At 63.4% G+C, this 23850-nt stretch carries 21 protein-coding genes; 4 read left to right on the top strand and 17 right to left on the bottom strand.

The window, feature by feature from the left end:
- Nucleotides 1–3: 3 nt before the first annotated feature.
- From CXB49_RS11830 to CXB49_RS11855, 6 genes are all read right to left on the bottom strand, one after another.
- Nucleotides 4–2619 carry a TraM recognition domain-containing protein gene (locus CXB49_RS11830; protein ID WP_158300801.1) on the bottom strand — a complete coding sequence of 872 codons (2616 nt, stop codon included), beginning with the start codon at nucleotides 2617–2619 and terminating at the stop codon, nucleotides 4–6.
- 54 nt (nucleotides 2620–2673) lie between these two features.
- Nucleotides 2674–3051, bottom strand: coding sequence for a hypothetical protein (locus CXB49_RS11835; RefSeq protein ID WP_101708587.1), 378 nt, complete (start codon nucleotides 3049–3051; stop codon nucleotides 2674–2676).
- A 29-nt stretch (nucleotides 3052–3080) separates the two neighbouring features.
- Nucleotides 3081–4919, bottom strand: a complete 1839-nt coding sequence (locus tag CXB49_RS11840; protein ID WP_101708588.1) for an ArdC-like ssDNA-binding domain-containing protein — start codon at nucleotides 4917–4919, stop codon at nucleotides 3081–3083.
- Entirely contained in the window at nucleotides 4916–5293 is a 378-nt protein-coding gene (locus CXB49_RS11845; protein WP_101708589.1) for a hypothetical protein, read from the bottom strand. The genes CXB49_RS11840 and CXB49_RS11845 overlap by 4 nt, the downstream gene beginning before the upstream one ends.
- Nucleotides 5294–5373: 80 nt before the next feature.
- Nucleotides 5374–6120, bottom strand: a complete 747-nt coding sequence (locus CXB49_RS11850; protein ID WP_101708590.1) for a polymer-forming cytoskeletal protein — start codon at nucleotides 6118–6120, stop codon at nucleotides 5374–5376.
- 25 nt (nucleotides 6121–6145) lie between these two features.
- The gene (locus tag CXB49_RS11855; RefSeq protein ID WP_101708591.1) at nucleotides 6146–7066 is read right to left on the bottom strand and encodes a hypothetical protein; all 921 of its coding nucleotides are present in this window, start codon (nucleotides 7064–7066) and stop codon (nucleotides 6146–6148) included.
- 91 nt (nucleotides 7067–7157) lie between these two features.
- Between CXB49_RS11855 and CXB49_RS11860 the strand changes: the two genes are divergently transcribed.
- From CXB49_RS11860 to CXB49_RS11870, 3 genes are all read left to right on the top strand, one after another.
- Nucleotides 7158–7856: a hypothetical protein gene (locus CXB49_RS11860; RefSeq protein ID WP_101708592.1), complete on the top strand. Its 699-nt coding sequence runs from the start codon at nucleotides 7158–7160 to the stop codon at nucleotides 7854–7856.
- Between the two features lie 8 nt (nucleotides 7857–7864).
- Nucleotides 7865–8788: an A24 family peptidase gene (locus CXB49_RS11865; protein ID WP_233492786.1), complete on the top strand. Its 924-nt coding sequence runs from the start codon at nucleotides 7865–7867 to the stop codon at nucleotides 8786–8788.
- 153 nt (nucleotides 8789–8941) lie between these two features.
- Nucleotides 8942–9208 (top strand): hypothetical protein, encoded by a 267-nt coding sequence (locus CXB49_RS11870; protein ID WP_101708593.1) that lies wholly within the window; start codon nucleotides 8942–8944, stop codon nucleotides 9206–9208.
- Here CXB49_RS11870 and CXB49_RS11875 read toward each other — a convergent pair.
- From CXB49_RS11875 to CXB49_RS23540, 8 genes are all read right to left on the bottom strand, one after another.
- Nucleotides 9193–10002: an EAL domain-containing protein gene (locus CXB49_RS11875; protein WP_101708594.1), complete on the bottom strand. Its 810-nt coding sequence runs from the start codon at nucleotides 10000–10002 to the stop codon at nucleotides 9193–9195. The genes CXB49_RS11870 and CXB49_RS11875 overlap by 16 nt on opposite strands.
- 79 nt (nucleotides 10003–10081) lie before the next feature.
- The gene (locus CXB49_RS11880; protein WP_101708595.1) at nucleotides 10082–12220 is read right to left on the bottom strand and encodes a DotA/TraY family protein; all 2139 of its coding nucleotides are present in this window, start codon (nucleotides 12218–12220) and stop codon (nucleotides 10082–10084) included.
- Between the two features lie 9 nt (nucleotides 12221–12229).
- Nucleotides 12230–13855, bottom strand: coding sequence for a hypothetical protein (locus tag CXB49_RS11885; protein ID WP_101708596.1), 1626 nt, complete (start codon nucleotides 13853–13855; stop codon nucleotides 12230–12232).
- Nucleotides 13845–14834, bottom strand: coding sequence for a hypothetical protein (locus CXB49_RS11890; protein ID WP_101708597.1), 990 nt, complete (start codon nucleotides 14832–14834; stop codon nucleotides 13845–13847). Before CXB49_RS11890 ends, CXB49_RS11885 begins: the two co-directional genes overlap by 11 nt.
- Nucleotides 14835–14850: 16 nt before the next feature.
- On the bottom strand, nucleotides 14851–15582 hold the full coding sequence (locus tag CXB49_RS11895; RefSeq protein WP_101708598.1) for a M23 family metallopeptidase: 732 nt from the start codon (nucleotides 15580–15582) through the stop codon (nucleotides 14851–14853).
- Nucleotides 15579–16343: a hypothetical protein gene (locus tag CXB49_RS11900; protein ID WP_158300802.1), complete on the bottom strand. Its 765-nt coding sequence runs from the start codon at nucleotides 16341–16343 to the stop codon at nucleotides 15579–15581. The genes CXB49_RS11895 and CXB49_RS11900 overlap by 4 nt, the downstream gene beginning before the upstream one ends.
- Before the next feature lie 162 nt (nucleotides 16344–16505).
- On the bottom strand, nucleotides 16506–17276 hold the full coding sequence (locus CXB49_RS11905; protein WP_158300803.1) for a hypothetical protein: 771 nt from the start codon (nucleotides 17274–17276) through the stop codon (nucleotides 16506–16508).
- A 128-nt stretch (nucleotides 17277–17404) separates the two neighbouring features.
- Nucleotides 17405–17866 carry a lytic transglycosylase domain-containing protein gene (locus CXB49_RS23540; protein WP_158300804.1) on the bottom strand — a complete coding sequence of 154 codons (462 nt, stop codon included), beginning with the start codon at nucleotides 17864–17866 and terminating at the stop codon, nucleotides 17405–17407.
- Between the two features lie 443 nt (nucleotides 17867–18309).
- Here CXB49_RS23540 and CXB49_RS11915 point away from each other — a divergent pair, with 443 nt between their 5' ends.
- Complete coding sequence (locus CXB49_RS11915) at nucleotides 18310–19380, top strand: site-specific integrase (protein ID WP_199406678.1); 1071 nt, start codon at nucleotides 18310–18312, stop codon at nucleotides 19378–19380.
- A 1977-nt stretch (nucleotides 19381–21357) separates the two neighbouring features.
- Here CXB49_RS11915 and CXB49_RS11920 read toward each other — a convergent pair.
- Genes CXB49_RS11920 through CXB49_RS11930 form a run of 3 tightly spaced genes read right to left on the bottom strand, consistent with a single transcriptional unit; the run spans nucleotide 21358 to nucleotide 23802 of the window.
- Nucleotides 21358–22230, bottom strand: a complete 873-nt coding sequence (locus CXB49_RS11920; RefSeq protein WP_101708602.1) for a hypothetical protein — start codon at nucleotides 22228–22230, stop codon at nucleotides 21358–21360.
- Nucleotides 22230–23177: an ATPase, T2SS/T4P/T4SS family gene (locus CXB49_RS11925; RefSeq protein WP_158300805.1), complete on the bottom strand. Its 948-nt coding sequence runs from the start codon at nucleotides 23175–23177 to the stop codon at nucleotides 22230–22232. The genes CXB49_RS11920 and CXB49_RS11925 overlap by 1 nt, the downstream gene beginning before the upstream one ends.
- Nucleotides 23178–23223: 46 nt before the next feature.
- Nucleotides 23224–23802 (bottom strand): type 4 pilus major pilin, encoded by a 579-nt coding sequence (locus CXB49_RS11930; protein ID WP_101708604.1) that lies wholly within the window; start codon nucleotides 23800–23802, stop codon nucleotides 23224–23226.
- Nucleotides 23803–23850 lie beyond the last annotated feature (48 nt).

Below are 23850 nucleotides of genomic sequence, written 5' to 3' on the forward strand. Positions count from 1 at the left end.
GGCTCAGGATGCGGCGGCCGCGGCCTGTCCCGCCGCCTCCGCCAGCAGCAGCGCCAGGAATTCGCCGGCGTGCTCGCTGGCCAGCAGGCGGCCGGCCTCTCCATCCATCTCGTCCTCGCCGCCATCCGCCGTCGCGCCGGCCAGGCATCCGGCGACCAGACCGGCCACGCGCGCCGCAGCCGTCAAGGACTCCGCCTCCACGGTCAATTCGTCGCAGACCTCCCGCAACGGGTGCGGCTCGGCGCCGAAGAAGTCGGCCAGATCGGCCAGGCCCCATTCGCCGTCGTCCGCCACCACCTCCTCCACGGCTGGACTTTCCTGGGACGGCGGCTCATCGGCGGTCGCCTGGAAAAAGGCGGCGGCGGAAAAGCCGGTCAACGGCAGCGCATCGTCCGAGGCCGCCGCCGCGGCGTCGGCCGTCTCGCCTACCCCACTTTCCAGCAGCGCCTGCTCCAGCAGGCTGCCGGCATAGTCGGCCAGCTCCGCCGCCGACATGCGCGCGCCCAGCGCCGCCTCGTCGCGCGCCGCCATCCTGTCGCTCATCGCCACATCGGCGCCGGCTTCCGCCACCAGCTGCGCCACCAGCGCCGCTCGCGACAGCTGGCGGTGCTCGGCCTGCAGCAGGGAAATCTGGCCGAAGGGATCGTCCACCTCCGGCGCCGGCTCCGCATCCTCCTCGCCGCCGACGGGAATCTCCCGCAGTTCGGCCAGACGCAGCCAGGCCTCGACGTCGTCGAAAACACGGCGCTGGAAACGCATCACGCCATCGGACGCCGCCGCGGGCTCCGCGCCCATCACCTGCTGCATGATCTTGCTGGCGGCCAACTCCCGCGACAAATCGGTGCCCAGCGGGAACAGCGTGTTGTGCTTGGCCTCCTTGGTGACCGCGCCGTCCAGCTGCACATAGAAGGTGTTCATCTTGATCAGGTGATTGCGGTTCATGAACCAGGCCTGGCCCTCCGCCAGGTCCACCAGATCGAGATAGGTCAGCCGGTTTTCCTCGCGGTAGCTGGCGTCGCCGGTGTCGACCAACCGGTCCGATCCCTCGGACAAACGCTTGCCCCCGGCCCAGGCGTACACCCCCTGGCCGGCGCGCTTGATCGCGATGTCGGCGGTTTCCTGATCCTCGGTCTTCAGGAAGATCTTCATGCCGGTGTTGGCCAGGATGCGCGAGGCCTCGATTTCCGAGCCCTTCTTGAACGACGGATAGTCCTGGCCGGCGAAGATGACGCTGACGCCGAGCGAGCGCGCCTGCGCCGCCACGTCGCCGAAGCCCTCCACCGCATAGGAGCCGTATTCGTCCATGATGGCCAGCAAGGCGGTATCGGAATTGGTGGGCCGGGAATCGACGATGTCCTGCTTGCTGCCGGTCAGTTGCGCCTTCAGCGACACCGACAGCGCGTTCTTGATGCCGGCCACCGTCAGCCGGCCCAGATTGGCCAGCGACGACGGCGCCTTCTCCAGCGCCGGCAGCATCACGTACAGGATGCGGCGGTTGTACACCACGTCCTGAAAATCGACATCGCCCCACTCGACGTTGCAGATGTGGCCGTAGGTGCCGGACAGCAGGCCCAGCAGCTCGGTGAACTGCATCGTCAGGAAGCCGTGCTGCTTGCTGGCCTGCTCCCAATAGGTGTCGAAGGCCGACGGATCGTCCTGCTTGGCCTTCATCGCCTCCCGAAAGCCGGGCAGCTCGTCCAGATAGCCGGTCAGCTGCTCGCGGGCATAGCCCGGGATGCTGTCGTCGCTCTCGAGCTCGCCCAGCTTGTCCAGCCGCATGTAATCGCGCAGCACCTGCACCGACAGCGTCACCTTGCCGGCGTCGCGCAACGCCACCAGTCCGCGCATCAGCGAACGTATCATCGCCTCGGCGCGGCCGCGCCACATCGCGCCGTCGCCGCCGCCGTCCGGCCGCATCAGGCCGGTCACCAGCTCGGTCAGCGTGTCGGCCGAACCGTAGGTGAACGGATTGAAGGTGTTGGAATGGATCTGGCCCAGCAGGTCCATCTTGCCGCGCGCGCCGTCGGCGTCGTCCTCGTCCAGCACCGCCAGTTTTTCGTAGCCGGTAGACGAAATGAAGTTCAGCACCAGCAGGTCGTCCTCGCGGCCGTACATCTTGGCCATGGTGACGATGTCGAACCAGGTTTTCGGGTCGGACTTGCCGTCCACCATGATGACGCCGGAGCCGTGGCCTATCGCCTGGCAGATCAGCCCCTCCAGCGCCACGGTCTTGCCGCCGCCGGTGGTGCCGAACAGCGTGGCGTGCACCCGCATGGTATCGTCGCTGACCCAGATCTCCTCCTTGGTGTCCATCGCGTTGCCCATGCACCACACGCCCTTGCCGCCCCTGTCCGGCGGCCCCTCCATCCGCGTCCACGCCAGCTTCTTGTCGCCGCCGGCCACCGGCCGCCAGAACGGTCCCTTCGGGTGGTCCACCACCTTGTTGCGCGCCATCAGCAAGGCCGCGCCGACGGCTGCCGCGGTGGCCAGCGGAAAGATCGGGCACAGCAGATAGGCGATGCCGGCGGCGGCCAGGAAGCTGGGCTCGTTGCGGCGTATCCAGCCGAAAATCTTGTGCGAAAGCGGAACGACGTCGCGTTCCACCTGACTTCTGCGCATTGCTGTCGCCATCAATCCCTCTTGTCCGAAAACACCGATTGCATCGTCACCTCGTCAGCGTTCGGCAGCAGCCTGCCGCGCCGCGCCTTCCATGCGCTGGCGCAGCCCCGCGTCGGCCGATTGGTACAGGCGGTCGAAGGCGCCGGCCTTCAGCGCGTTGTCGTGCGCCTGCTGCTGCCACTGCCTGACCTTGCCTTCCTGCGCATACCAGGCGGCGGCGCCGACCGGCAGCACCACCAGCGCCGCCAGGATGGCGGCGCACATGCCGAACTGCGGCAGGAAGCGCCGCACCGTCATGTCGCTGGCGGCGAGCTTGCGCTGATGCTGCTCGCTCAGATTGATCAGCCGCGCCAGCGAGTCCTCCACCGCCATGAAGCGGTCGTCCACCATCGCGATCAGATCGCTTTCCAGTTTTTTGAATTCTTCTTCCATCGCTGCCTCCCCCTGACCTCTTGCCTAGCCTAGAACTCCATCCTGGCCACATCCGGCGTCGGTCCCGCCTCCCGGACCGGCGCCTTGGCCGCCGGCTGGCCGACGAAGTCGCCGTCTATCACCGATTCGATGAAGTCGTAAAAACGGCCGCTGCTCAAGGCGCGCTGTTTGTTGCCGCCGTCGAAATTGACCACCCAGCCGCCGCTGCCGGACTTAGAGCTGATGCTGGCCACGCCCTCGACCAGCTTCAGGCGGTCGCCGACCTTGGGCATATAGCCGACCAGCGGCGCGAAGTAGCTGGCGTAACTTCGGATCTGCGAATCGCGCGACTCGACATACTGCAGAAAGTGGACCTTCCAGCCGGCGGCGTCCACCGCGTCCATCAGCCTTTGCGCATCGCAGCGCGGCGCCTTTTCGTCGAAGGCCAGGTAGACGGCGCTGGGCGTCATTCGCGTATCCTCGTCGGCCACCTTGTCCACCAGCCCCAGCTCGATGATGTCCTGGTGCCCCACCTTCAGCCAGCCGCCCTTGTCGTCGCGGAACGGCTGGATGGCGATCAAGCGCTCGGCCCGGGCCGTCGGCAAGGCCTCGACGGCCGGCTCGATGGCGCCGTCCATTCTCTGCCGGCGCTGTTGCGCCGCGTCCCGCCGCAGCAGCTCGCCCACATCGGCCTCGCCCTGCTCCAGGAAATGGCCGAACAGCGCCCGCGCGTCGGCGGGCCGGGCGTCGAAACGGCCGGCCTCGACCTCGGCGCGCGCCCAGCGCTGGAAACGCTCGTGGATAGCGGCATCGGTTTCCGGCAACACCTCGCCGACGCCGAAACGGCCGGCCAGCAAATGCGCCAGCTCCGGCGCGGCCAACAGCGCCACCTCGGTCAGCAAGGCGTGGCGTCCGGCCTCGCGCACCTGCGCCTCCCGCTCGTCGGCGGCCGCCTCCGGAACCGCCTGGGACGACGACGGTTCCAGACCGACAAGCAGATTGTCTCGGACGAACTGCGCCTCCTCCCGCTGCAAGGCGGCCAGCGTCGGCGACAACTGCCCCAGCCAGGTCAGCGCCAGTTCCACCCGCTGCGCGCCCAGCAACAGCTCGGTGAAATCGGCGGCCAGCAGCCGCTGCAGCATCGGCACGGCCAGGCCGGACGGCCGAAACGGCGTCGACAGGTCGGCGCCCACGCCCAGCAGCCCCATCAGCAAGGAGGCGGTCAGCTGCGACCACAAGTCCTCCAGCGGATCGTCCGGCGCGTGGCGGCGAGGCCGGCGCAAGGCGCGCGGCCGGTCTTCCCGCTGCTCCGCCCACTGCGCGGCCAGGCGCAGGCGCGCGGCGAGCAATTCCCTCAGGCTGCGGAAATAACCGGCCTGCGGCAGCCGTATGCACTGGGCGACCGGATCGAACAGCGGCGCGGCGCCGCTCTCTTCGCGCACGCCCAGTTCCGCCAGAATGGCGTCGCCAAGCCGCTTCAGCCCATCGTCGCCGGGCGCCTGCCGCGGCGACCGCGGCGGCGCCAAACCCAGCAACTGCGCGCCATTGAAGACCGAGCACCCCTTGAGCGCGCCCATCGGTCCCGGAAACAGCAGCAGGCCGGCCTGCGCCCCAGGCAGCAGGCTCAGCGCCGGCTGCCGCCGCTGCAGCAGTTGGACCTGCTTGTAGGTGAACCAGCGCGGGTCGGCCGATCCCGCCGGCAACGCCGCTTGCAACAGCAGATGATTGATGCCCCGGTACACGGTGCCGGTCACCGGGTTGAAATGGCGCGCGCCGCCCAGCGGCAGCCGCAAGACCGCCTCCGGGTCCGACGCCGCCAGCGCGTCGTGAAGCCGTCGCGCCGCTTCCGTCGCGTAATGCCGGCCCGCGGCCGGATTTGCCTGCGTCATTGCACCCTCCCCAGGTAGAAGCCGGCCACCGAGCCATGCAATTCGTCCTCGGCGCGGCCGCTCATCGAAGCCAGCGTCGCCAGCGCCGCCAGATAGTCGTCGGCGGCCCGGACGAAGACCGGATCGCCCTCGAAGCCGGCATGCCGGCGCAGGGCCGGCAAGGCGCCGGCGCCCAACTCCGTCGCGCGCTCCTCGGCCAGCAGCGTCATCACGCACATGCGCTCGACCGCCAGTTGCAGAAACGGCAGGTAGGACCAGCGCGCGTCCTCCTCCTCGTCCAGCGCCTCCGGCGGCCACTCGCCGGCCAGCCCCTGCTCCGCCAGCGCCGCCTCGAACGCCATCTCCAGCTGAGCGTCGCAGCCGGTCGAAATCATGTCTCGCCCATTCATAATAATTATATTTTAATTAGTATTTCAATATAACAATAAAATAAAACCCCAATAAAGACGCCCGCTCAGGCGCCGACCGCCAGCACGCGCACGCCCGTCGGCCGGCTTTCGCTCTCCATGCTCAGGCCCTTGTAGAGATTTTCGATCTCGGCCGTTTCCTGCGCATGCGCCAGCGGCACCGCGCGCACCACCGCGGACGGCCCGGCCTCGGGCTCCACCGGCAACACCGGAATGACATCGTCGTCGGCATCCCGACCGGGCAACGCCCCCCTGCCGGCCTCCGCCGGCAGCGGCGGCTGATCCAGCAAAGCGATCCGCTCCACCCGCCGCACCATGCCGGACAGCGCGGAGCCGATATCCTGGCGCAGCGTATGGCGGTAATTGACGGTGCCATTGACCCTGGCCGTCGGCATCAGCAGCACATGATCGGCATGGATATCGCCGGACAGGGTGCCCGCCACCACCACCACCCTGGCGTGCAGATCGCCGTTGACGTCGCCGCCCTGGCTGATGATGACGATGGGATCGCAGTCCGCCACCGAGCCATTGGGGATCAGGCTGCCCAACACCTTGCCCGACACCTTGACGCCCCGGCCGATGAAGATGTCGCCGTGGATTTCCATGTCGATCTCGATCAGCGAGCGGATCTGCTCGCGGGTAATCGTCGGCGTGCTGGGCTTGGGCGCCTCGGCCACGCCGGCGCCGGCCAGCCTCTTGCCCGCCTCCTGCTCCAGCGCTTCCGCCTGGCGGATAGACTGCAGCTTGCTGACGGTATCGCTGCCCAGCAGCATCTTCGCGAAAAACTTGCGCATATCGATAATCCTTTGCCTTGTCGACTCAGAAACTGACCTTGTAGCGGCCGCGATCGGTTTCCACCACTTGCGCCTGCTGATCGATGCTCTGAATCACCTCGCCGTTCTTGAAATGATCGCCCACCCGCAATTCCGCGGCGCTGCCGTTGGCCTTGCGCACCCACACCGAAGTGGCCGACATGCCCAGCACCTTGCTGGCGCCGTCGCCGTCGCGCGTCTTTTGCTGCGCCCGCTCAACATGGCCGGAACGGGTGGATTTGGCGGCGCTCAGCTGGCGGTTGCGCGCGGTCAGCGTTTTCACTTCCTTCTCCAGCCGGGCCACCTTGGCCTCCATCGTCTCCTCCGGCGCAGCGGCCTTCGGCTGCGAAGCGTCGCCGTCGGCCGGCCGCTCGACCGCGGCGGTCTTGCCCCCCAACGCGGCCTTGCCGGCGGACGGCGCCAGCAACGCCGGCTCCTTCTCCGGCGCGGAGGCCTCGACGACCAACGGCGACGCCGTGGCCGGGGCCGTTGCCGCCGGACTCAGGGTCGTCGGCGCCGCTTGCGCCGGTTGGACAAGCGCCGGCGCGGCGGCGGCCGGCGGCTGAAGCTGCTGCTGCTGCTGCGCGGTCGGCAACGGTCTGGCCGGTTCCATGGCCTGCATCGGAGCGGCCTGGCCGGTATCGGGAATCGGCTGCGTCATGAAGAATTTCTGCACGATGGGCTTGCCCAGCATCACCAGCACCACGCCGCCGATCAGCACCAGCAGCGCGATGCGCTGGGTATTGCGCTTCGGCGCCTCCGTCGCGGACGTCTCATCGGACTCGTCCTCGAACTTCAGCTCCTGGTGGGAAGCGGCGGACGCCGGCTTCGCGGCGCTGCGCGCCACCGGCGGCTCGTCCTCGAAGCCCAGCCGGTCGTCGTCCAGCGCCAGGCTTTCCGCATCGCCAAAATCGTGCACTCCGTTCATTCTGACACCTCGTCGAAGATTTGATTAATCCGTTCGCTGATAACTATGTTATATTGAAGTACATACTAAATCAAACTTTTTGGAGAAAGCAATGCCCGCTTTGGACATGCCGGCACTGCCCGCGGCCGACCCGCTGACCATCCCGTATCGCAGTGCCGCGCCTCGCGACTACGCCCAGGCTCGCGACATCCTGGTAAAGGCCGGCCTTCGCGCGGCGGACATCGCGAAAAACAGACTGAACCACCCGGCCGGCGACAAGTCGCTCGCGCAGCGGCGCAGCAACTTCATCGTCAATCAAGGCCGGCTGCAGGCGGCGCTGGGCTTCGTCAAGCTGGCGCTGCTGGCCGATGGCGGGCCGCGCGCGCCGGTAAGCCTGTACTGGAAGATAGGCGAACGCGTGGTGTTCCAGGCCAAGGCCTCGCCCAGCGCCGACGTCTGCGACGGCGTGCGCCGCATCTGGATGTCGGCCATCTGGCAAGACATCTGGGACAAGGGCGTCTCCAAGCAGCAGATCGATCTCGCCAACCTCCCCGGCGCGATGTTCCAGAGCGGCAAGGCCCTGTTCGACAATCCCGCCGCCGGCAGCGCGCGTTACAGCGCGCAGGCCAGCGCGACGCTGGCCAGCGGCGGCGAAATCCTCATCAACGGCCGGCCCGCCCAGCCATTCCGCAGTTTCAGCCTGGACGCCACACTGTCCAGAACCTGCCTGAACGGCGCGATGACCTACACCGGCGCCGGCGCCGCCCTGCCGCTTTACCAGGCGCCCTATCCGGGCCTGTTCCAACCCTGAGCCGCACCATGCCCGATAAAAAAGACCTGCTGATCCTGGGCGGCCTCGCCGCGCTGCTGACCGCCGGCTTCGGCTGGCTCGGCGTTTCCGCCGCCGAACCGGCGCGGGCCGCCGCCAGCCTGATGGCGATCGGCCTGCTGCTCGGCAGCTTTCTCAATGTCCTGGTCTACCGGCTGCCGCGGATGCTGCAGGCCGATTGGGAGCGGGAGTGCGCGGAATACGTCGGCCAGCCTCCGCCGGCGACCGGGTTCAGCCTCGCGCGACCGCACTCGCACTGCCCGGCTTGCGGCAACACGCTGCGCCCCTGGCAGCTGGTGCCGCTGCTGGGCTATGCGCTGCTGCGCGGGCGCTGCGGCTTCTGCGACGAAACGATAGGCATCCGCTACCCGCTGGTCGAGCTGCTGACCGGCTGCGCTTTCGCGGCCATAGGCTGGCGTCTCGGCTTCCAGCCCGCCGCCTTCGCCCAGCTGGCGCTGTGCTATCTGCTTCTGGCGCTGGCATTGATCGACTTCGACAGCCGCTTGCTGCCGGACTGCCTGACCCAGCCGCTGCTGTGGCTGGGCCTGCTGGCCAATCTGTTTCATTTAATGGTGCCGCTGACGGACGCGGTGGCCGGCGCGATGGCCGGCTATCTGTCGATGTGGGGCATCGCCGCCGTCTTCCGCGCCCTCACCGGCAAGGACGGACTGGGACAGGGGGATTTCAAGCTGGTGGCGGCGCTGGGCGGCTGGCTGGGCTGGAGCGCCGTGCCGCTGATCATCGGATTCGGCGCGACGATGAGCGCGCTGTCCGGTCTGCTGTTGATACGCGCAGGCCGCCTCGACGCGGACCAGGCCCAACCGTTCGGCCCCTGGCTGATCGCAGCCGGCGTCGTCGCCTGGCTGTGGGGCGGAAAAATCACCGCCTGGTATCTGGCCGCCGCCGGGTGGTAAGGCGGCCGCAGCCATCAAAACAAATGCCTAAAAATTCAAAAAGCAAATGCCAATAAAATTTTTAGCCATTTTAAGTATATTTACGCATACAGAGTTGTTTAAAATATCAGTATCATCTGTTAGGTCCAAATAGTAAATTCAGAACAAAAACAAATGACCTGGCATATTGAAGACGATGTAGGCGTGATCATCAGAGGTTCCGAGGCGAGTTGCGCCCACTGGATGCGGCAGATTCGCCAAAAACGCATGCAAGGCCATCCGTCCTCCACCCGCGGCACGTTGCGCATGGTCGACCATCGCGGCCTGGTCGTCGCCTGTCTGCTCGACTTCTCCACGGCCAGGTCCGATACCGCGGGCCATCCGTCCAGACGGGCCGCGGCGGACGAACCCCGCGCCTGGCTCGATCAGGACAGCGGCTGACGCGCCGGCGCCGCCGGCACGCCGCCGTCGGCCAGCATCTCCCTCAACGCCGGCTCCGACACCGCCGGCGAATACAGATACCCCTGCCAGTAGTCGGCGTCCATTTCGCGGATGGCCTCAAGCTGCGCCGGCGTCTCCACCCCCTCGCACACCGTCTGCATTCCCAGATCCCGCGCCATGCGAATCAGATTGCGCATGATGATATGGTCGCGCTCGACCTGAAGCATCCGCCGGGTGAAGCTGCAATCGATCTTGATCGTCGTGGCCGGCAGGTGGCGCAAATGCTCCAGCACCGAAAAACCGGTGCCGAAATCGTCTATCGCCACCCGGACGCCGATGGCGCGCAGCTCCCGCACCACGCCAACCATGGTCGGCAGATCATGGAACAGATAGGACTCGGTGATCTCCAGCTCCAGCGCCGACGGGTCGACGTCGGCGCGCCTCAACAGGCGTTCCGTCTTGCCCGGCAGCGAGTCGGTGATCTGCCGTCCCGACAGATTGACGGCGACGGTGAAGCCGGGCACCCGCCACGATGCCAACGCGCGCACCGCGCTCTCCATGCCCCAGTCGCCCAGCTCCACGATGAAGCCGCTCTCTTCCGCCTGCGGAATGAAACCGGCCGGTCCCTCCAGCCCCGGACGGCCGGGGCGCGCCCAACGCATCAGCGCCTCCGCGCCGGAGATCCGCGAGGTGCGGCAGCAAAGCTGCGGCTGGTAGTGCATGCGGAATTCGCGGTTGCGCAAAGCCGCGGCCAGGCCTTCCCGGCTTGGCGTCTCAAACGAATGGTCATGCATCGTCACACTCTTCCGAAATCTTGATTTGCCCAAATCGCCGCCAGTGGCCGGCGGGCGAAACCCGCCCGCCGGCGCCAGCCTATTTGCCGCCCATCCGCTTGTGGCCCCACACGGCGTTGCCTACCGTGGACGCGCCGCCGGACATATCGGTCAGCCTTGGCGTGTTGACCACGCCCAGCTGGTTCTTGCCGTCCTGCAGCGAATCGGACTGCGGATTGATGTTCAGCCAGTTGGCTATGCGGTGCGGCAGCGAAATCATCAGCCCCATGGTCATGAAAGTGACGCCGATCACCACCGCGGCCATCAGCATCGGCTTGACCAGGAAATCCAGCGAGGCGCCGATGGCGGTCGAGCCGGTCACCGACATCATCATTTCAAAGGCGAACGGCACCGCCACGTTGAATAGCGTCATCGAGGCGCAGAAACCCAGCACCACCAGCAGCGGGAACAGCGTGACATAGGCCAGCAGCCCCCAACCGGTCTCGGCGCGGCTGTGCACCAGCGAATCGCCGTCCGGCAGCATGTGGAAGATCATCCACAGCGGCGAGGCCAGCACCGCCACCACCAGCCAGATCACCCACTCCAGCGTCATCAGCACGAAGTAGATGGTCGGCAGCGACGGCAGCAGCATGGTCAGCACCATGCTGGCCATGATGGCGGACTTGGCCATCATCGTGGCCACGTCGGCCATGCCGGCGCCGGAGATCGACTTGACGGCGTTGGAGATCATCGCGTTGTCGCCCGAGGACTTCGCGGCCTCGCACTTGGCCGGCGCGCCGGCCGGACCGGCCACGGTGTCGCGGCTGTCGCAGACCAGCATGTCCAGCGTGGTGGTGCCGAACATGTTCAGCAGGCCGCCCAGCCGCTGCACCGCGTCGAAGGCGCCGACGTCGTAGGCGCTGTTGCCGAAACCGAACAGCAGATTGCGCAGCACCCGGTTCTCCACCTGTATCTGCAACTCGGTCAGCGCCGATACCGCGCTGGCGTTGGCCGCAGAGGCCAGGTTGCCGAAGAAGCCGCCCAGAATGCCCTGCACCGAGAAGTTGACCGTCTTGAACGCGTTCTTGAACGCCATCCGGGCCTGGTCGTTCAGCGCCATGCCGGCGCGGGTCTCGTCGCCGATGTCCTTGAAGGTGAACTTGGGCTCGCCGGAGTAATAGATGTAGTTGTCGATCTCGCCGCTGAACGACGAGTACTTCTGGTAGAAGTTGCCGAGCCCCGGCCAGCCCAGCTTCTGCACCGCCTTGACGTTCTCCTTGATCACACCGCTCATGTCCATGTCGATGGCGCTGTTCATCTGCGTCAAATAGGCGCCCGCCAACAGCGCCAACGAGTTCTCGTCCAGCACGCCGCCGCTCTGCCGCAGCAGGTTCTCCACCGCCTTCCGCAGCCAGACTGCGGCGCGCTGTATCGCCCCGCACTGGCTGGACAAGGGCGCCTGCGCGCAATCGACCTTGCTGCTGTCGTAATTGGCCGGCGTACCGCCCGCCGCCGCCCCCTGTCCGGACGAGGCCGGCGTGCCGGCGCCGCTGCAGATGTCCGACACTGACTGGGTGATGGCCTGGGTCGAGCCGGATATCACGCCCCACAAGGTGGTGGCGCTGCTGGCGCCAGCGGCATTGCTCGCGCCGCCGGCGCTGGCGTCGCGCTTGCCGCCGCCTGAGGCGCCCGGCGTCGAGCCGGCCAGCCCCAGGTTCTTCGCCGAATCGACGCACACCACGCTGGCCGTGATCGCGGCGAAGGCCGTGGCCGCCATCGCGGTGTTGTTGAACAACGAGACCGGCCGGCTGTGGACGTAGCCGTTGCCGGGCAGGAACACGCGGGACGCCAGCACATTGGCCGCCTCGTTGCCTATGTAATTGCCCAGCAGCGCCAGACCCACCACCATCACCTGGATCGCCGACAAGCCGCCCGGCACCACCGGCGCCGAGAACATCAGGCCGCCGACGCCGCGCAGCGGCACGATCACCGCCGACCAGCGCTTGCCCAGCACCACGCCCTCCTGCGACGAATAGATCAGGCCCATCGCCATGATGTAAAACGTGATCAGCGGCGTGAACCACAAGGCCACGTCGGCCGCCAGCGCCATGCCGGTGGTCATCGGCGCCGAGTTCACCCCGGTGGCGTGGATGCCGTAGTAGGACAAGGCGTCGCTGCCCAGCACCCGCTCCAGAAACACGAAGCCAATGCCCTTGGCCCCTTCGCTCAATACGCTCATACCCTCTCCCTATCGCCCATTGATCGCGCCCGCCGGCGCGCCCTGGCCCAATCCGGCCAGCTGCCGCTCGCGCTCGGCATTGCCCTGCATGCCGGACGAGGCGGCGAACAGCCGCTCGAAGCGCAGCTGCGATTGCGCGGTTTGCAACTGGATCTCCGTCGACAACTGCTTCAGCATCACCCGGCAGCCATTGGCCTGCCCGGTGCTCAACTGGCCTATCACCTTGGGCGTGAACATCTGCACCGTGCTCATCAGCTGATTGATGCGGTCCTGCGCCATCCAACCCTCCAGATAACTGTCGTAGCTCTGGCTGAATACCGAGGCTTGCTGGGCGCGGATCGCCAGTTCCTCCTGGTACGCCGGCGAGCCCGGCGGACTGGTGAACGGCAGCGTCGGCTCCAGCCCCAGCGTCAGCCAGGCGTTGCGGCGCACCATCTCCTTGTCGGCCGCGCCGGCCGGCAGCAATCGGCCGTCGGCGCCCAGCCTCGGCCCTATCGCGTACGGCCGCATCACCGCCGCGCGGCGCTCGGCCGGGTAGTTGCCCACCCAGGCATAGAAGGACACCGGCTGGTCGCCGGCCTGCAGCCAGCCGGCCAGCTCGCCGCGCTCCTGCCGCGCATGGCGCTCGATCACCTGCTGGTTGGCGCGCACGCCGCCGGAAGTGCCGAAGTCGGACGCGCCGTCGGCGTTCGGATACGACGGCAGATTCTGCTTGCCCCAGGTGGCATCCTGCTGCTGGCGACCCAGATTGCTTTCGAAACCCAGTTTTTTCAGATACAGCTCGAATTCCTTGCGCATCTCCTCGATGCGGTGCTTCCAGTTGTCCAGCTTTTGCTTCTGCGTCAGGTACCAGCTGATGAACGGCCCGATATAGGGCACGTTCCTGATAGTCTCCGCCGAGATCTTGGTGGTGATGTTTTCGCGTATCACCTTCTTGATCCAGGCCTTGAAATAGTCCTCGACCTGCTGCTTGACATAGTCGGCCGCGCTGTTGACCAGCGAACGCACGATCTGGTCGCCGTTCAGGCCGCCAAGGTATTGCACCGTCGGATTGCGCGACGCCCACACCACCGCGTCGGCCACCTGGCCGGCCAGGCCGGGCAAAGCCCTGGCCATGTCCTGGGCGATCGCCTGGTTGCTCATATTGGCCAAGACCTGCGGCGGATACTTGCCCTGGACGTACTGGATCAGCGCCCCCTGCATCTTGGCCACCAGTTCGTTGGCCAGCGCGTCCTGCATGCCGTAGTAGTCCAGACTGGAAGCCTCCAGCAACTGCGGCCGCAGCCAGTCGTAGTCGCCGACCGCGTCGCGGTAGGTCTGGCTGCCCTCGCCGGCCGGCAGCGCCTGGGCGTCCTGGCGCAGCTTGGCCAGCTGTCGCTCGACATAGGCCTGCTGCAGCGCCGGATAGCCGCTCAGCGTCTGGCTCTGCGCCAGCGCCTGCAGCCGCTGCGCCAACTCCGCCCCGCCCTGGCCGGCCCCGTAGCCGGCCGCCGCCGCCTCGGCCCGCGCGGAGGCGATGGTGCCGGTCAGGCCGGGCACCATCTGCATGCCCAGCAGGCAGGCCAGCGCCACCCCCGACACGCCCTGGACCCAGCGTTTGCCGACCGCGGCCTTCAGGCGTCCCTTATTTGGCATAGCTCTGCACGGTCTGGCTTTGCCGCAGCTTGCGCAGGCGGTCGCCCATCGCCAGCCTGGCGTTGTTGGCCGCCATCACCGCCAGCAGCCTCTCCTGCCGCAGCGACGACTGGTACTGGCTGAGCAGCAGGCCGGACTGCACCGCCAGCAATTGCACCTGCGCCTTCATCGCGGTGCCGGGGTTCATGTTCTCTATCGTCTGCTGCGACATCGACAGCAGCACATCGGACACGGTCTTCACCTCCTCGGCCGACAGGTCGTACTGGCGATAGCTGTCATAGGCCACCAGCTGAGCCGAGTTGTAGCCGATGCGGCGCGCCTCGTACTCCTGGGCCGCCGGATTGTTCTTGATCAGGCTGGAGGCCGCCGGCGGCACCGGTTCCAGGCCTATGGTCAGCTTGGCGTTGTAGTCGGCCAGCTTGCGCTCGTCGGCGCTGGGCACGTCGCCCGGCGCGAACGACAGCGGCTGCTGCACCTGCTGTTTCTGCTGCGGCGTGGCGCTCTGGAACCAGTTGGCCAGCGCGCCGTAATAACCCTGGATGGCGGTGCCCTGGTCCATATTGCCCGCCATATTGCCGGTGACCGCCTGCAACTGGGCGGTCATGCCGCGCCGCGCCGTCATCGCCGCGCCGGGCGAGCCGGTGTTGTTGGCGTCCTCTGGCACCGAGCCCGGCTTCGGCAGCGAGTTGCCGCACCAGATGTCGCACTGCTGCTGACGCGTCTTGTCGCCCTCCTGCCCCATCTTGTCCCGCATCGCCTCGGCTTGCTGGCGCTGCTCCATCATCTGCTGCACCTGCTGCGCCAACTGCTGTATCTGCTGCTGCAGAATCTGCGCCACCTGGCCCAGTATCTTGTTGAGGATGTCGGTGGGCCAGTCCGCCAGCGCCGCCGTCGGCGCCAGCGCCAGACCGCCGCCCAGGGCCAGAATCAATACTCGCCGCTTCAGCGGCAGCAGACGGAATTTCGTTTTGATATCCATTGCATCAAACCTTTACTTAATACGGATTGGACGAACGGCCCGGCTCGTCCAGCCGCCAGCCCTGGCTGGCAACCGGCGGCGGCTGGATCGGGCAGGCATCCCACACCGGATCGGGCGCGTCGCTGTCCTTCGGCCACTCGACCGTGTTGTCAGGCTCGCCGGTCTCCTTGGCCTCGCCCTGACCCTTGTCCGGCATAGCCACCTTGCCTCCGCACAGCATCGTGGTCGGCCCCTTGGGCGGAAACGGATTCTTGTAAACCTGGTCATGCGCCTCCCAATGCAGATTGGGGCCGGTGTTGTTGCCGCCGCTGATGCCGGAATAAGCCAGCAGATCGCCGCTGCGAACGCGCTGGCCGCTTTTCACCGCGATGGCGCCCAGGTGCAGATAGCGGGTCAGATAGCCGTTGGGATGCTTCAGATTGACGAAATTGCCGGCGTTGCTGACGTTGTAGGCCACCCGCTCCACCACCCCGTCGGCCGGCGCGTAGATCGGCGTGTTGGACGGCAGGCCGATGTCGTCGCCGTAGTGCGGTCGGGTCGTGCCCAGCACCGGGTTTCTGCGCGCGGCCGAGGCCGGGCTGGTCACGCGCACCGAGCCCTGGAACGGCGCGGCGAAGCAAAAACCGCCGCTGCCGCCTGCGGCGACTGTCGAATCCGCGCCGGCGCGGCCGGAAGTCAGCAGCACGCCGGCGCTGCCGGCGGCGATCGCGGCCAGCGTGGCGGCGAAACAGGCCAGGAAAGTCTTCATTTATCCAGCTCGTCCATTTTCAGCCACACCGCGCGCGCGGCCGTGATCGCCCGGCGGTGTCCGGCATAGTAGGCGTCGTCGCCATCGTCGTGCCGCAGGCGGGAAAACAGGCTGCGGCTCAGGTTGTCGGCCAGGATGGCGCAGGCCGCGTTGTCCGGCCGCTGCATCGCCGGGTCGTATAGATCCAGCGCCGGCGAGGTGACGGCCGCGACGTAGTCGTAACGGTTGAAGCGAATGGTGGAAAGGTAGGCATTGCGGCCGGCTCGGGCGATCTCGGCCTGCCGCGCCAGCTTGTCCAGCCGGGCCTGGCTCGCCTGCGGCAATGCGGCCGGCCGCTTGCAGCGCGCGGCCGCCGGCTCGTCGCCGACCAGTTCCACGCACCACGCCGACCCAGGTCCCGACAAGCGGTCGAAGCGGGCGCGCGCGCTGCCGGCTTCGGCATCGCCGAGCGACGAAAACTGATAGTTGTAGCGGAAGTAATCGCCAGCCATCTTCCGGCAGCCGGCCTCGAACAACACGCCGGCCAGCGTCAGCGTCGCCTTGTCTCGGCGGTTGCGGATGGCCGTCATCATCCCATCGGCGCCATTGCCGGCCAGGAAGGCGCTGAACGCCTTGTGCGGTCGAACGCGCGCCAGCCCATCGATGGCCGCCGCCTCGACCGCCCGCGTGACCACGACATCGGCTCGCGCGGCGGAAACCGCCTCGGCGGCCGCCGTCTGCGCCAGCGTCAACGACAGCATCGCGACTGGGATTACCCTCATTTTCACACCAAAAAGTTTATTAAAATGTATACTAAATCAAACTTTATCAGAAGCGCACCAAAAAAAACACTGTTTTGTGACACCGCCGGACCATCCGTTGCCAGACATGGCCTTTATGCCAGGATGGGGCGAAACGCGTCCGCTCCATCCCGGCCTGACAGATCACTCGTCGGCGATAGCCTGCGTCTTCTGCCGCACGCCTTTGCGGCGCGGCGGCGGCGCCGGAATCAACGACGAATTCAGCGCGGCGATGTCCATGAACTCGTGCAACATGTCCAGACTGCGCGTCGTCGCCTCCTGCTTGACCACGATATTCTTCTCCTCCATCAGCAGCGTGTCGCGGATGGCGGCGACGATTTCCGCCTTGCCGCGCAGATCCTTGTCCGACTCGATGTCGTCCAGCTTGGCCAGCAGCCGCTGCAGCACCACCCGGGCGCCGTCGCGCTCCTGCTCGGCCTGATGCTCGTACGACTTCAGCAGATCGTCCATCTCGCGCGCAATGATCTGCACCTGCGGCTCCGGCTTCACCTGCTTGCGCTCCCAGTGGGAGACCGCCACCTTGCGCCGGCCGAACAACTGGGCGAACGAGTCCTGATTGATCGACAAGCGCAAGCGCAGCGTCGGCATGTCCACCTGGCCGAACGGGAAACGCTCCGGGTGCGCGGCGTACCAGCGCACCAGATTGGCGATCGCGCCGTCCACCGGCGTATCGGCGTTCTTCTTGACGATGGTGGACCAGCGACCGTGGGTCTGAATGCCGAGCGCGGCCAGCGCCTGCGCCACCGTGGCGCCGAAATACTCCTTGAACGCGTCCAGATCCCGACCGACGATGGGCCTGTCCTCCGGAAACGCCAGCACCGCCGGCCGTCTGGCCGAGACGTCCATGACATCCTCTTTGCCTCCGTCGGGAAGCAGGGATTGTTGTTGGTTCATTCAGTACCCCAATACATTATGCAAAACACACAAGCGGAATCGGTGCAGTATACCTTACACCTTCCGCAACCACCGTCGGCCGATGGCGAGCCCATTGCCGTCCGGGCCGCGCTCCTCCGCCGTCCGGCTCATCCCCAACCGGGGTATTCCCGCCGCAGCGCGGCCCAGATCTTCAACACATGCGCGGCATACGGCCGCGCCCGCGCCGGATTCGGACTGTGATAGGCGCCGATGCCCGCCTCCCAGCTGCCCCGCCTGCCGACCTCCGTCGACAACAGCCAGGCGGCGACATGGGCATTGACGCAAGGATCGTACAGACGCGCCCGGTCTATGCCGTAGCGCGCCAGCTTGGGCAGCCAGTAGTCGTTGATCTGCCAGTAACTGATATCGACGCTGCCGTTGCGATTGCGCCCGGTGACGTACGGATTGTCGAACTGCACGCCGGACTCCTTCACCTTCAAGGCCATCAACAGCAGATACGGCACGCCGAAGCGGCTGGAGGCATCCAGGGCGCAATTGGCGGTTCGACGGACGTCGAAGTGCTCCGGCGGCGCTTCGGCGCGCGCCGGCAAAGCGGCGCTCAGCGTCATAAGCGCGAGCACCACAATAAAAAGTTTTATCATAGTTACTATTATATTGAACTTTAAAAAGAAAGAAAGTGACTTCACCACCCCGCCCCAGGCTACACCGCGAGACTGTTCGCTCCCCGACATCCCGAATCGTCCTCCACAACAACCATCCAGCCTGCGCCTCCGTGCAGTCCAAGAAACAAAATACAGACAATTCCCATTATAATTAGAGAAAGGTTGGCAGCCCGATACGACACCGCGTCCCAAATCAAATACCGAAGCTTCCCGCGATTGCGCCGGAATCATTTTGCGCGCGCCATCACGAAAGACCGCAACCCTAAACCGGACTGCGGCGACGGCCATCGCGCGCAAAACGCGTCAAAGCACTTCGGCATGCCCGCCACACCCTGCAGCCCGTTTACCGGCCCTCGCCACGCCGACTCAAGCGAAGACAATCGAAGCACATGGACCCGAATCAAAAACTCAAAGAAACGCTGGGCATCTACCGTGACAGAATCTCGATCCTGAAAAAGGGATACGCTCAAGAACGCTATCGCATCGAGCAGATCGGCCGCTCTTTCCTCGGCGACCTGCCCACCCGCGAGATCACCAGCGTCGACATCGCCAGCTATCGCGACCAACGATTGGCGCAAAACAATCCCAAAACCGGCAAACCGTTGTCCACCGCCACGGTGCGGCTGGAAATGTCGCTGCTCAGCAACTGTTTCGACATCGCCCGCATCGAATGGGGCCTGTGCGACAACAACCCAGTCTCCAACGTCCGAAAACCCAAGATCCCGCCAGGCCGGGACCGCCGCATCACCCCGCGAGAAGAACGACTGATCCTGCGCTACGCCCACGCGCACTCGAATCCGCAGCTCTACTCCATCGTCGTCATCGCCCTGCAAACCGCCATGCGCCAGGGCGAGATCCTCAATATGCGCTGGGAGTACATCAACCTGAAGACCCGCGTCGTGCATCTGCCTGAAACCAAAAACGGCACCAAGCGCGACGTGCCGCTGAGCTTGAAGGCGCGCGACGCGCTGATCCGGCTGGGCGTGCATACCAAGGGACGGGTCTTCGGCTACAGCGCCGCCGGCTTCAAATCCACCTGGCGCGTGATGATGCAGGCACTGGACATCCAGGATCTGCACTTCCATGACGCCCGCCACGAAGCCATCTCGCGGCTGTTCGAACTGAACAGCCTGGACATGATGGAGATATCGGCCATCTCCGGCCACAAGTCGCTGAGCATGCTCAAGCGCTACACCCACTTGAAAGCGCACAAGCTGGTAAGAAAGCTGGAGGGAAACAAGAGCAAGGGCAAACAAGTGGTGTTGGATCACATGATCCCCTACCCGGCCGTCGTGGTGCACAGACAGAACACGGTTACCGTCCGCCTACGGTGGATTACGAACTGCTGCCATACGCCTGGCGCGGGATGCGCTACTACGGCGCCTGATGACTTCTCCTCCAGAACTATTTGGATGACGAGTCAATTCGAATTACCAATGCATGGCAATGGTATCTATTAACATAAAACAAGCTACAAAATGAAAACGCGGATGTCATCTTTTAGGCACAGAGTCATAATATCGCACCACTTGTCGCCGATTTCTCCTACCATATATGGCATGAGATAATTGAGGTTTTTCGAGATGCCATATTAACACAAGCACTGAGCTATAGATTCTGGTAGTAAAAACATTTTTAATACCTCAGATACATCTGCAGCAATTCACCTATGATTTGCATACCAATGCAATTCTAATAGAAACTAAGCTCGAATTGTGACAGGTTTTTGTAGCTTAATGAGAATGGCACAAGCATTGTGAACATCAGAATCCCATTTTTAGTATACCGCTATCTGAAACCAGTACATTAGTGATTTTGCAATCCGTCGGTGGCATTTCACAGCTCATCTTTTAAGTTGCATGTCATTGGAATTGTCGGATTCAATATTGAGGTTTCAACTTTTCCAGGACTATGGAAACTGGCATCCAAGTTCTGCGAAATCATTGCGGTGTATTGGAGAATATGGAATTTGGCAAAGCTTTTTTACAGCTGCATAAATCCTATCGCAAATAACTATATGCGCTTATTATGTTTACGCTCCATGATTTAATCATGAATCCTAAATATTTATACAGCTGCATTGGTTACAGGTTTTTTCAAAGCATCAGGACTTATTTGCAACCGTTTGTCTAATAGATCAATTGACATTTAATGAATTCCTCCCAAACTTATTTAATGACAAGTGACATTTAATAAATTTGGCAATGGTAACTATTTAGAGAAGAGTAAAATAAAAGCCCGCCAAGTCGCCTTTTTGGATTTAACTTATGCAAGGTATTCTGTGAATATAGTCATATTCCTCCCTCCTGGAATGAGTGAGTACCATTCAAGTTCTTCAATTATTCAATTCATTTTGAACTGTGCAGATGTAGCAAGTTTCATCGCTGGATGTACAAAGTTAATGCCATGCCTATTTGAAAAAGCAAGCGCTTGCGCAACCATGCATAATAGTTGTGTCAAATACCAGCCGATGGCAAACATCTAGAAGAAACAGGCTTTGCGAGTGCTATCCTTGTGCAATATGGCATGCTCTGCAATAGAGTCTTGACCCAAGCATTATCAAACTTGCCAATAATGGTCAAATGTAATGTTTGGGTCTTGATCAAACCGCTCCTGTCCACACCTCATGGCAAATATTGAATATGCCATTGGTACCTGGCATTGGTGCGGATATTATTGGTTCTGCTTATCTAGATAGCCGATGGATTCTCATATTATCAGTCCAAATAACTAAGCATAATGGTTTTGATACATTAGATAATTTATATATCCATCTATGAATTCCATGGCGGATTGTAGGTCTGCAAAAATGGACTTGATTGAAGTCACTGAAACCATTTAAAATATGAGGCGACTGTAGATATTCACGCTTTAGTTGATGCGTATTCGCTGGAATCTATTGAATTGCGAGAATATTCTCGAATAATCTTTGATATCCACAGGAATGCGTCATGGTAAAATAATGAAACTTGATAGCTTGTAAATAAATACGACAAATCGTTGAAAATATTTGTAAGAATTAAATAATCCATACTGCCAATATTGAATGTTGCCGCGGCAACAGCATGAGTCATTCAATAAACTTGGGCATTAGGTTTGCGATTTCCACAGGTGCCCAGGAACTAATTGTTGCAGCCAATCATTTGTTTCTATTGTAGCATCCGTAATTGATTGGCTACCCAAGGAGATTGAGCGGCCAATCCCAGCAGCAGCTTCCCAAGTTTGGGTGATACCAGCGACCGATTGGCAAGAAAGTATTAATCACTGGCATCTCTGCAATCGTTCCGTCAGGACCACAACCGTTTCCCTCCACGACCTGCTGCATCGGATACAGATACTGTCCCTTCACGAACCCATTATTCGAAGTAACATCGCCGTTTGCCGTCATACCCCACCTGCGGTCACGCTACCGCCGGCACCCACGCTGCCCGCTGCGCTTACATTTCCATTCGCAGCCCACCGTTGTTACTGTAATCCCCCCGAGTGTGCTTCGTGATGCTGCCCCCGCTGGTGATGCTGCCGCCAGACGTCATCGTCCCGCCCATCGTCAAGCTTCCGCCACCTGCGATGTTGGCCGCCGCCGTGATATCTTTTCCGCCCATATTGAGCGTGCCCTGCATCTTCTTGCTGCCATCCAGCCGCAGGAATACATTCATGTCCGAACGGTTGTAGCCGCCTCGTACCGCGACGATGCCGCCAGGCGTGCCGCCGACCGGGTTGGCGATAGGCAACGCGGTGTTGTTGCCGTTCTGGAAAGTGAATAGCGCGGTGTTCGGCGGCATCGACGCGCCGCCGTCGGTGCCGATCTGCTGCACCGCGGCCCCCGCCGCCACATAGTCGACGGCGTTCGCCGCACCTGGGAACGGCGTGCGCAGCGGCGTATCGACATAGGTCAGCGAGATGACGTTGCAGGTGCCGGGCGTGCTGGCGCTGCATTGCCGGCCGGCCTGGGTCGGATCGTCGCCGCTGATCTCTATGCGGTAGCTGGCTCCAGCCAGCGGCGGGACCGTGCCCAGTCCGCGCATGCCGATCGAGGCGGCGATCTCGGCCGCGGTGGGACGCAATGGATTGACGACGTTGGCGATGGTGCTGCCCTGGCCCAGGATGACATTGACCAGTTGGTCATGGTTTTGCACCACATAGCTCTGCACGCCCTTGCCCAGGTCGGACAGCGCATTGCCCAGGATTTGCCCGCGGTTGACCCGCCATTCGTTGACCTGCCGGATACCCAGATAGGCCAGGCCCATGCCTATCATGGCCACCGCGATGGCCAGGCCGATCAACATTTCGCCCGCTTGCTTCCTGCGCATCACGCCCCCCTGCCTTGTATGTTCTTGCGTCGCTGAATATCGATCTCCCCCTCCAGCCGGGCGTATTCGCCCTTGTTCAGGAATTGGGACAGATCCTTGCGGTCGCGCAGGTCCAGCGAGGTCACCTGCGGAATGCCGTTGTCGAGGCGCTGGTGGAACACCATGCGCAGCGAGTCGGCGATGAATTCGTCCGCCTGCGCCTCGCCGCCGGCGCGAGCCAGCGAGGCCAGGCGGCGCAGCGCGGACGGGATGTCTCGCGAATGGATGGTGGACAACACCAGATGACCGTCCACCGCGATGCGCAGCAGTTCGGCGGCGCTGTGCGCGTCGCGCACCTCGCCTATCATCAGCATCGAGCGGTCGCGTGCAGGAAAGGAACGCAACGCGGTGGTGATGGCCTCGGCGTAGCGGCGGTCGAAATTGAATTCCTGTCCCGATGGCGAGTCGGCCACGTCTATCTGCGTGCAGTAGCCGTCGCCATGCCAGCCCTCGATCACGATTTCGACCGGGTCTTCCACCGTCTGCGCGAAACCGCCGAACTTCTCCAGTCGCGACACCACCATCGCGTTCATCGTGGTGGTCTTGCCGGAGCCGGTCAGCCCGGAGAACAACACCAGGCCGCCGCTCTTCTTCAGTTCGTCGGACAGCATCATCGAGGTGTGGAAGTCCAGCAGACGCAGATCGCCGAGCCGCGGCGCCTTATTCATCACCAGACGGCAGGCGTAGCGATACTGCTGCATGCGCTGCACGCGCCAGCGCAAGCCGCCTATGGTGATGGTGAAGCCGGTGCGGCGGCCTACTTCCTGCTGCTCGGTGAGCACCACCTCGGTCAGCTTCATCAGGAAATTCTTGTACTCCTCGCCGGGCTTGACCTGCCCGGGGAAAAGCACGCTGGATTTCCAGTCGCGCACATGCAGCTGGACATCGGTAATGATCTGTTGCGCCATGGACTTTCCACTGCTCCCTTGCATGCCCGTCAAAACCCTGCCCTGCTTAACGGGCGAAAGTGAACTCCAGCTTGGCCGGCGTTGTCGCGGTGGCCGCCGCGCAATTCGTCGCCAGCGCCACCATATTGATGTTGGTCCCGGCAGGCAGGTCTTTCACCGCTACTGTCCCCACTTTGATGCGTCCAAACAGGGCCTGAACGTTCGGCACCAACTTGGCGCAGGCCTCTGCCGTATAACCAGTCGACGTGATCACAATCCCGTCGTTATTGCCGAACAGCGTGCCAGCGGTCCAATCCACCTGCCCGCCGAAGCGGTTCAAGATGGTGGTGCCGTTGATGCGGTCCGGCGGCGACAGCCGCAAATTGATGGCGGTGGCGGTATTCAAGCCCGTCGAGTCCATTCCGGTGCCGAATACGCGCAAGGCGTTGGAAACCGATTGTTGGACATCCGAAGTCTCGGAGTTGACCTTGATATTGGTCATCACTGTCGGCACCACCAAGAAGCCCACCGACAGGATGAAGGCGATGATGCCCACCGCCACCGACAGCTGGATCAGGTCAATACCCGCCTGGCGCTTCAGCGAGCTGCTTCTGCCAGTAGCTACGCGCCGTTTCAAAGCATGCATGGAATCTCCAATGTGCTCATTAATTGTTAAATAGAATAGATACTATAT

It is taken from the genome of Chromobacterium sp. ATCC 53434, assembly GCF_002848345.1.
GTDB lineage: Bacteria > Pseudomonadota > Gammaproteobacteria > Burkholderiales > Chromobacteriaceae > Chromobacterium.

Bases quoted from the DNA above. Each gene is read 5' to 3' on its own strand.
- CXB49_RS11830 (WP_158300801.1), bottom strand. From the start codon at position 2,619: ATGCGCAGAAGTCAGGTGGAACGCGACGTCGTTCCGCTTTCGCACAAG.
- CXB49_RS11835 (WP_101708587.1), bottom strand. From the start codon at position 3,051: ATGGAAGAAGAATTCAAAAAACTGGAAAGCGATCTGATCGCGATGGTG.
- CXB49_RS11840 (WP_101708588.1), bottom strand. From the start codon at position 4,919: ATGACGCAGGCAAATCCGGCCGCGGGCCGGCATTACGCGACGGAAGCG.
- CXB49_RS11845 (WP_101708589.1), bottom strand. From the start codon at position 5,293: ATGATTTCGACCGGCTGCGACGCTCAGCTGGAGATGGCGTTCGAGGCG.
- CXB49_RS11850 (WP_101708590.1), bottom strand. From the start codon at position 6,120: ATGCGCAAGTTTTTCGCGAAGATGCTGCTGGGCAGCGATACCGTCAGC.
- CXB49_RS11855 (WP_101708591.1), bottom strand. From the start codon at position 7,066: ATGAACGGAGTGCACGATTTTGGCGATGCGGAAAGCCTGGCGCTGGAC.
- CXB49_RS11860 (WP_101708592.1), top strand. From the start codon at position 7,158: ATGCCCGCTTTGGACATGCCGGCACTGCCCGCGGCCGACCCGCTGACC.
- CXB49_RS11865 (WP_233492786.1), top strand. From the start codon at position 7,865: ATGCCCGATAAAAAAGACCTGCTGATCCTGGGCGGCCTCGCCGCGCTG.
- CXB49_RS11870 (WP_101708593.1), top strand. From the start codon at position 8,942: ATGACCTGGCATATTGAAGACGATGTAGGCGTGATCATCAGAGGTTCC.
- CXB49_RS11875 (WP_101708594.1), bottom strand. From the start codon at position 10,002: ATGCATGACCATTCGTTTGAGACGCCAAGCCGGGAAGGCCTGGCCGCG.
- CXB49_RS11880 (WP_101708595.1), bottom strand. From the start codon at position 12,220: ATGAGCGTATTGAGCGAAGGGGCCAAGGGCATTGGCTTCGTGTTTCTG.
- CXB49_RS11885 (WP_101708596.1), bottom strand. From the start codon at position 13,855: ATGCCAAATAAGGGACGCCTGAAGGCCGCGGTCGGCAAACGCTGGGTC.
- CXB49_RS11890 (WP_101708597.1), bottom strand. From the start codon at position 14,834: ATGGATATCAAAACGAAATTCCGTCTGCTGCCGCTGAAGCGGCGAGTA.
- CXB49_RS11895 (WP_101708598.1), bottom strand. From the start codon at position 15,582: ATGAAGACTTTCCTGGCCTGTTTCGCCGCCACGCTGGCCGCGATCGCC.
- CXB49_RS11900 (WP_158300802.1), bottom strand. From the start codon at position 16,343: ATGAGGGTAATCCCAGTCGCGATGCTGTCGTTGACGCTGGCGCAGACG.
- CXB49_RS11905 (WP_158300803.1), bottom strand. From the start codon at position 17,276: ATGAACCAACAACAATCCCTGCTTCCCGACGGAGGCAAAGAGGATGTC.
- CXB49_RS23540 (WP_158300804.1), bottom strand. From the start codon at position 17,866: ATGACGCTGAGCGCCGCTTTGCCGGCGCGCGCCGAAGCGCCGCCGGAG.
- CXB49_RS11915 (WP_199406678.1), top strand. From the start codon at position 18,310: ATGGACCCGAATCAAAAACTCAAAGAAACGCTGGGCATCTACCGTGAC.
- CXB49_RS11920 (WP_101708602.1), bottom strand. From the start codon at position 22,230: ATGCGCAGGAAGCAAGCGGGCGAAATGTTGATCGGCCTGGCCATCGCG.
- CXB49_RS11925 (WP_158300805.1), bottom strand. From the start codon at position 23,177: ATGGCGCAACAGATCATTACCGATGTCCAGCTGCATGTGCGCGACTGG.
- CXB49_RS11930 (WP_101708604.1), bottom strand. From the start codon at position 23,802: ATGCATGCTTTGAAACGGCGCGTAGCTACTGGCAGAAGCAGCTCGCTG.